General features: G+C 73.6%; 2 pseudogenes. One reads left to right on the forward strand and one right to left on the reverse strand.

Annotated elements, in window-relative coordinates:
* Positions 1 to 67 precede the first annotated feature (67 nt).
* Positions 68 to 148: pseudogene (locus EAO76_RS46000) on the reverse strand (copper-binding protein); the annotation flags it as partial.
* A 4-nt stretch (positions 149 to 152) separates the two neighbouring features.
* On the opposite strand from EAO76_RS46000, the pseudogene EAO76_RS10260 reads away from it, so the two are divergent.
* Positions 153 to 1,161 (forward strand): annotated as a pseudogene (locus tag EAO76_RS10260) (HAD-IC family P-type ATPase); the annotation flags it as partial.

Here is a 1,161-nt window from a genome sequence, read left to right on the forward strand (position 1 = left end):
GGGTCCGGCCCGGCGGCAAAGGGGGTGATTCGGCTGTATTCGACAGGCCGGTGGTGCCCGATGGTGCTCAGGCCCGGCCGACGAGCTCGTAGCCGGCCTCGTCGACGGCGGCGCGCACGGCGTCGTCGGACAGCGGGGCCCCGGAAGAAGTCGGCGCGCTGCGGCAGCGGCTGATCGTCTCGGCCGTCCTCGCCGCCCCCGTCGTCGTGCTCGCGATGGTCCCGGCCCTCCAGTTCGACCACTGGCAGTGGCTCTCGCTCACCCTCGCCGCTCCCGTCGTGGTCTGGGGCGGGCTGCCCTTCCACCGGGCCGCCTGGACCAATCTCCGACACGGCGCGGCCACCATGGACACCCTGGTCTCGATCGGCACCCTCGCCGCCTTCGGCTGGTCGTTGTGGGCGCTGTTCCTCGGGGACGCGGGCATGCCCGGGATGCGGCACGGCTTCGACCTCACCGTCTCGCGCACCGGGGGCGCCTCCGCCATCTACCTGGAAGTGGCCGCCGGCGTCATCACCTTCATCCTGCTGGGCCGCTACCTGGAGGCGAGGTCCAAGCGGAAGGCGGGTTCCGCCCTGCGCGCGCTGATGCACCTGGGCGCCAAGGACGTCGCCGTGCTGCGGAACGGCGCGGAGGTGCGCGTTCCCGTCGCCCGGCTCTCCGTCGGCGACCGGTTCGTCGTCCGTCCCGGCGAGAAGATCGCCACCGACGGCACCGTCGTCGAGGGCGCCTCGGCCGTGGACACCGCCATGCTCACCGGCGAGTCCGTCCCCGTGGACGTGGGCGTCGGGGACTTTGTCACCGGGGCCACCGTGAACACCTCCGGCCGGCTCGTCGTGGAGGCCACCCGGGTCGGTGCCGACACCCAGCTGGCCCGGATGGCGAAACTCGTCGAGGACGCCCAGAACGGCAAGGCCGCCGCCCAGCGCCTCGCCGACCGGATCTCCGCCGTCTTCGTCCCCGTCGTCATCGCGCTCGCCCTCGGCACGCTCGGCTTCTGGCTCGGCAACGGTTCGGGTCTGACCGCGGCGTTCACCGCGGCCGTGGCCGTACTGATCATCGCCTGCCCCTGCGCCCTGGGCCTGGCCACCCCCACCGCCCTCATGGTCGGCACCGGCCGCGGCGCCCAGCTCGGCATACCGGCCGCGGCGCCCAGCTCGGCAT

The sequence above is a fragment of the Streptomyces sp. sk2.1 genome, assembly GCF_008120935.1.
Taxonomy (GTDB): domain Bacteria; phylum Actinomycetota; class Actinomycetes; order Streptomycetales; family Streptomycetaceae; genus Streptomyces.